Annotated in this window: 6 protein-coding genes; 2 read left to right on the top strand and 4 right to left on the bottom strand. The window is 36.3% G+C overall.

Going from position 1 to position 6,377, the window contains the following annotated elements:
• Positions 1-116: 116 nt before the first annotated feature.
• Together ACC612_RS05090 and thiC are read right to left on the bottom strand one after the other, a co-directional pair.
• A complete protein-coding gene (locus tag ACC612_RS05090; protein WP_371853385.1) occupies positions 117-758 on the bottom strand; it encodes a MarC family protein in 642 nt (213 codons plus the stop codon).
• A gap of 120 nt (positions 759-878) precedes the next feature.
• The gene (gene thiC, locus ACC612_RS05085) at positions 879-2,156 is read right to left on the bottom strand and encodes a phosphomethylpyrimidine synthase ThiC (RefSeq protein WP_371853384.1); all 1,278 of its coding nucleotides are present in this window, start codon (positions 2,154-2,156) and stop codon (positions 879-881) included.
• 175 nt (positions 2,157-2,331) lie between these two features.
• Between thiC and ACC612_RS05080 the strand changes: the two genes are divergently transcribed.
• Both ACC612_RS05080 and ACC612_RS05075 read left to right on the top strand, forming a co-directional pair.
• Positions 2,332-2,754 (top strand): DUF5658 family protein, encoded by a 423-nt coding sequence (locus ACC612_RS05080; protein WP_371853383.1) that lies wholly within the window; start codon positions 2,332-2,334, stop codon positions 2,752-2,754.
• A 248-nt stretch (positions 2,755-3,002) separates the two neighbouring features.
• Positions 3,003-4,244, top strand: coding sequence for a DUF2254 family protein (locus tag ACC612_RS05075; protein ID WP_371853382.1), 1,242 nt, complete (start codon positions 3,003-3,005; stop codon positions 4,242-4,244).
• 51 nt (positions 4,245-4,295) lie between these two features.
• Here the strand turns inward: ACC612_RS05075 and ACC612_RS05070 are convergent, their stop codons facing one another.
• Both ACC612_RS05070 and ACC612_RS05065 read right to left on the bottom strand, forming a co-directional pair.
• Positions 4,296-4,604: a hypothetical protein gene (locus tag ACC612_RS05070; protein WP_371853381.1), complete on the bottom strand. Its 309-nt coding sequence runs from the start codon at positions 4,602-4,604 to the stop codon at positions 4,296-4,298.
• A gap of 169 nt (positions 4,605-4,773) precedes the next feature.
• On the bottom strand, positions 4,774-6,171 hold the full coding sequence (locus ACC612_RS05065; RefSeq protein WP_371853380.1) for a hypothetical protein: 1,398 nt from the start codon (positions 6,169-6,171) through the stop codon (positions 4,774-4,776).
• Between the last annotated feature and the right edge of the window lie 206 nt (positions 6,172-6,377).

The following is a 6,377-nucleotide window of genomic DNA, read 5'->3' as shown; positions in this document are numbered from 1 at the left end:
TGAAGAAATTAAGGCAAAAAACTACTGGAATCAAGTAAAAGAGGTTAAAATCAAGTTATTGATACATAACCTTGACAGGCATGTCAAAGTTATATGTATTGCTCAAATGAGGATTTCTACAAAGCCGAAGAAAGAGCAGTATATACATTCCAGATTCCTGTTGTAACGAAATCCGCAGCTAACGCTGCAAGGAATAATCCCATTATTCTTGTAAACACCAGCATACCAGTATATCCTATATGATTATAGATACGCCTGGAGGAGAGGAATATTACCATGCACACAAGGAATGTGAGCAATATACTGAGTACTATTAGGAATTTTTGACCATAGGAAACCGTACTTCCCATAAAGACAATGACCGTGGTGATAGTTCCCGGACCTGTCAAAAGCGGCAGAGCAATAGGGAAAATCCAGATATCAGACCGTTCCTGTGATTCACTTATCTCGTGCTCAGTGATACTTTCCCGCGATACCTTTGCGAACATCATATCTAATGCTACGTGAAAAAGCAGTATGCCACCGGCAATACGTAACGAATCTACATTGATACCAAAAAGGTCCAGCATCAAATTACCCGTAATAGCAAAGAAAAGAGCTATAATACAGGCAAGGAACACAGCTTTTTTTGCAAGAGCGTTTTTCTCCTCAAATGTCATGCGGCTGGTAAGAGATATGAAAGTGACAACTCCACTAATTGGATTCACTATCACGAAGATAGAAATAAAAGCATATGTGAGAAAGGCCAGGTCATCCATTTTTGATCTTTGAGGAGTTGTTATTTTAACTGAAATCTTCTGTACGAATAGTTATTATATATTAACATGGAATGAATAAAAGCCTTATTCTCACAACGAGATATTAGATGCAGAATATAATTATTCCTCTTTTGAGAGAGCCTTTTTCACTATTTTCATGGCACAGAGATCACCGCACATCGAACAGGCATCGCTTCCGGTTACCCGGCTTTCCCTGATGCTGCGAGCTTTTTCTCCATCGATTGCCAAACGATACTGTTCTTCCCAATCAAGGTTATGACGTGCATGTGACATTTTGTCATCTATTGCACGTGCCCTTTCCCTTTGACCTTCTTTTGCAATATCCGCTGCATGTGCCGCTATTTTTGTAACAATGGTTCCTTCCCGTATATCGTTCACACTTGGAAGTGCGAGATGCTCAGAGGGAGTTGTCATGCACAGGAAATCCGCACCATACATACCTGCAAGAGTACCACCAATAGCACCCGTAATATGATCATATCCGGGAGCTATATCGGTTACTAAGGGACCCAAAAGATAAACAGGAGCATTAAGGCAAAGGCTCTTCATGGTCTTTACGCATGTTTCGATCTCATTTACCGGAACATGCCCTGGACCTTCAACAAAGGATTGCACATTTGCAGCACGTGCTCTTTTCACAAGTTCACCCAAGGTGACTATTTCAGTGAACATGGCCCCATCTGATGCATCATGGATACATCCCGGCCTCATTCCGTCCCCAAGGCTTACAGCCATATCGTGCTCATAAGCTATTTCCAGGAGGTAATCATACTCCGTATAAAATGGATTATCTGCCTGGTTATGCAACATCCATGCAAGGGTGAATGCTCCTCCACGGCTCACAACTTCAGTGATCCTCTCACCTTTCTTTATCCTTTCCATGGAGTTGAGGTTGACACCTGCGTGTACTGTGACAAAATCCACTCCGTCTTTTGCATGTTTCCTGACGGCATTGAACATGTCATCGGATGTCATATCCACAACTGCTTTTTGAGATGAAGCCGCCTGATAGATAGGCACAGAACCGATAGGAATATTGACTGCTTTCATTATCATGGAACGTATGCTATCCAGATCCCCACCTGTAGAAAGGTCCATGAGAGCGTCAGCACCGAACTTTTCTGCAGTCTTCGCTTTTTCAATCTCTTCCTCTACATTGATATAATCTCTGGAGGTACCGATATTCGCATTGATCTTAGTGCTCATGTACCTGCCGATCCCAACAGACCTTGATTTCCTTGCAGGGTTATCAGGTATAGCAATGATGCCTTTTGCCACACAGGAACGTACAAGGTCCGGATCAATACCTTCTGCTTTGGCTACTTCCTGTATCTGGGGAGTTATGATCCCCTTTTTTGCATCTTCCATCAGTGTCATTGATATCCCCGTATGAACATCAAGATAAAAGCCTTTTGCTGCCATTAAGTTATTTAGTAAAGTGTATCATCATTATGAGTAGTATCATATACTCCAGTGTAGACATCTTTATATTCAGGTATATAGACTTACTCATTGCTACGTAGTAAAAACGCGGCAAGGTCACGGTGGTACGATGGCCCTGAGTATAAAAAACAGTTCATTAGTTTACGGTGTGGATCTTTACAGATTCCTGAAGGACATTAAATTCGTCCTGTTATTCTATGTAATAGGTGATCTTCTGACCACTATATATGCAATAGAAACTGGTCTTGCGTATGAAGGCAACCCGATTGTATCCACATTCGCTTCCATTCACGGACTCTATAGCATAGTATTGTTTAAGGTGTTCTTTATGCTGGCACTGCTGGGAAGCTATACTTATATTATACGTTTCTCTGCAGGAAAAAAACATAATCAAACTTTTGCATGGGATGCGCTCAGACACACCATTGCAATAATGGGAGTATTGATAATACTTAACAACGTGCTTGTGATGGAAGGATATACAAGTCCTGTCTATTTGATATTAAGCTACGCCTCCGGCCTTTTGGTTTAAGGCCGGGAGGGGATTTTTTAGTATCAATTATATAATGTCAGTCAGTTTGATAATTTTCTTAATATAACATCTGGCGTATCTGTTATTCGGCCCTTGTGGCTCGGTTCTGCAAGTCCAGGCGAGCTGATGGATTCGCGGACAAGAACTGATGCAATGAACATGTGAGGAAAGATTGGAATAGTAGGAATGATGCAAAACATAAAAACTTTACAATAGACTTATATTGTAAAAATTAGATTTTTCACTAAATGATTTCTTTAAAAGGTTTACTTAAAAATAGATGGTTAAGAGCTATAGCAACATTTTTTGTTGTACTATTTTCCAGCCTTTGGTTTACGAATTATTTTGGAGTAATGGCTGAAAAAACCTATGTTGAATCTATAATCTCTTCAATAGCTATAGCCATATTTTATGCATATGTAGTCAATATGCCTCGTGAAATATCAAGAGTTTGGGCTAATAGAAGTGCTTTTTATTCATTTCTATTTTTGTTAACAACTTTTGGGCTAGGTTTCGTCTTAGTAGGTTATGATTATTTAGACACAAACCCTGATAGTGCAAGGTACATGTTTAGCACTTTAGTACAAAGCGAAGCCGCGATTTTAGCGATAGTTATATCTTTGACTTTAGTAGGGGTTCAACAAACTTCTTCATCCTATTCTACGAGGATAGTTGATATCTTTAAGAGAAAAAATCCGGATTTATGGATCATTTTGGTTGTTTACCTAGGAACGATGACTTACACCCTTCTTGTTCTCAAACAAATAGGGGTGGATGATTTTGATTATATGAACCATTCTATTGCAGTTCTTATTTTAGGAGTGTTTTCTTTTGTTTGTTTAATCCCTTATATGTGGAATACACTTGATTTACTAAATCCTACAACTATAATGAAACTGCTAAGCGAAAATATTACAAAAAAAACTCTCCTTTCTTCAATTTACGAGAAAAAAATAACGCAGTCAAAGTATTCAGAAGATATAGATTATAGTATCATGATGGAAATTAGAGAAGAATACAACTTCTATGAAACTAGCGATAAAGTCATTATTTATGAAAAAGATCCAATTCAACCAATAGTTGATATTGTGAGAGGATCACTTAGAATACATGATTTTAAAACAGCGAAGTATGGTCTAAAATTAATAGCTGAAAAGACAAATTACATTTTTACTCATGAATCTATGGATAGAGTCTACTGCGAAGTATTACTAAAACACTTGATAGAAATATATACTGAGATAGGTTACTTTATTCTAAAAAGTAGAGATGTAGACACGATGGTTCAAATTATTTTTAATTTGCGAGCGGTTGCAATTAATGCCATAAGCAAAGAAATTGATATTGCTAGAATTTCAGCTTTTTCCGCTACCGAAAATTTTAAAAATGAAACTGATAAACTAAAAATAGAAACGTTATCAAAATGTATTGATTTTTCCTTGGAAGAAATTACTAGATACCACAAAGAGAAACGTAATAAAACCAGTTAAAAAAGATGTTTCTAAGATGAATTTATATCTTGAGAGGATGTTCATCGCTCCCTATTTTAAGAATGAAATTAAGGAGTTTATGTTGACAGTAATTTTACTAAACAACTTGCTACTAAAATTTTCATCATTTCCTTTTAAAATTAACGCCTGGTTAAGCCTTGATTCACAATCCAGAATAGGGTTTTTGTCACGTGATAACAATTCATACCTTATTCTATTATTGTTAAGACACATAAATTCTTCTTCAAATAGTTGCTGTATATTATATCTATATTTTTCACTTATTTGATTACCATTTTTAATTTCATTAATGAATTCATTCCATCTTGTTATAAAACTACCAAGTTCTTCATCTGTCATCTCAAAGATTATATTTAAAAGATTATATATAACATTTATGTCAATATTTTTGCAACTTAAAATATAGTGTATCTTTCCCACACCTACAATCTATGCAATTAGTACAAGTGAACTAGTTCTGATGTTGAAAAACTGGGAACTGATCAAGCTTTTTTTTGGTAAAGTTAATTTATATCTTTTCATTATTTGGAATTTCTGGGAACTTAACTATTTCTCCTTTTGATGCAAGCAGTTGGTTCCGACACCTTTTTGCATACCCTGAATCGTTATTTTCTTTTAAATAGTTTACAACCCAAAAAAGATCAGGAGTTCTAACTAAAGCAATTCCATGGCTCTTAGCGCTTATTATGCATTTCTGTGTAAAAAATTCCTCGCGATCTTCGGGTTTGCTTAGTCGATATGCATTACCAAATAGAACTCCGTTAGCTGGTTCATCGACTTCTTCCCTCTTTAAATCTTCCGCAAGATTACGCATTAATTGGCTAAACTTATCGACAGCAATAGCTTTTGTATCTTTACCTTCAGCTTCTCCAAGAAAACGTCCTTCTTCTGAAACAAAAACAGAATCAAATTCAGAGTCGCCCTCTATGTACCGTTCAACAGAAAAACCTAAAATCTTAAGAGCTAAAATTATGGCATCTTCTAATGGCTTCCCCGCTTCAAAAAGTAAATTTTTAATTGCTTCTTCTTCTGCCAGTTCTGACTCCAAGTCGCTTATCTCATTTTCAAGCTTACGAATTTCATCTTCTGCTTTTTCAATTTTATATATTATTTCCTTCTCTGTATTACTTTGATATGTAGAATTTTTTACCCAATCTGGTTTTGGAGTTATATTATTTTCTTGATGTATCGCCTTATCAATCTCAATGATTGAATGAAGCAACTTTTTCCCAAACTCTATTCCTTCATCAGTCCATACTTCTACATCATCGTCATCTATATCAGTGCAACTATCTGGATACACCAATTTTGGAAGGATAATTACTGTTCCCTTTGATACTTTAATAACTGTTCCCACTATTTTGTTTCCGTTTTTTGTTTTAAGAAGAGGTTTCAATCTATCGTTTTCAATATAAGATTGATAATTAGAATATTTGGCAAAAAGTTTCCAATAAGTTGATAAAAAGCCCAGTTCCTTTACAATTATAATTTCAGTACCATGCGAAGATACAACATTTCCAATATTAAAAGGGAGTACCTCTAAAGGATTCAGTGGAGTGACAAAATCAGTTATTTTTGCATTTTTCCCAGGTCCAGATGTTTTAGTCTCGCCAGTATAAACATGCACTTCTTTAATTTCTCCGAAGTATACAATGATTGTTTTCCCACTCTCTAAGCATGCACTAAGTTCTGTTTTCCTTCTTGCTATATCTTTAATAAGAATCGTGGAATCGGATTTGTCAATTAGCTGTTTGATTGAGTGATCAATAAAACGATTGTAGCCCACGATTTTAGGCTCAATGATGATTATATCAGCATCTAAGAGCGACTGAGAAGAGCGGAGTGACAATGTATCTACTTCGTTGCCAGGGAATTCATAATTAAGAGATAGAACTTTTTTTGTCATAGATTCACATCATATATTAAGATGGAAGAAAGTCGAACGTCACTCAATCACATGCTATATTCTCACAGGCTTATCATTTTTAGTTTCCGGTGCAAGTGATTCATGAATCATGGATTTGATTAGAGGCTTCCTCCGTAGTACATGACCTGTGCACGATACTTCTCGAAACTTGTCTGTGTAATCTGTTCGGCTTCATTTTCTTTGAT

It is taken from the genome of Methanomethylovorans sp., assembly GCF_041447285.1.
Lineage (GTDB): Archaea > Halobacteriota > Methanosarcinia > Methanosarcinales > Methanosarcinaceae > Methanomethylovorans.
The sequence above is the reverse complement of the archived record's forward strand: the minus strand, read 5'-3'. Positions and strand labels throughout refer to the sequence as shown.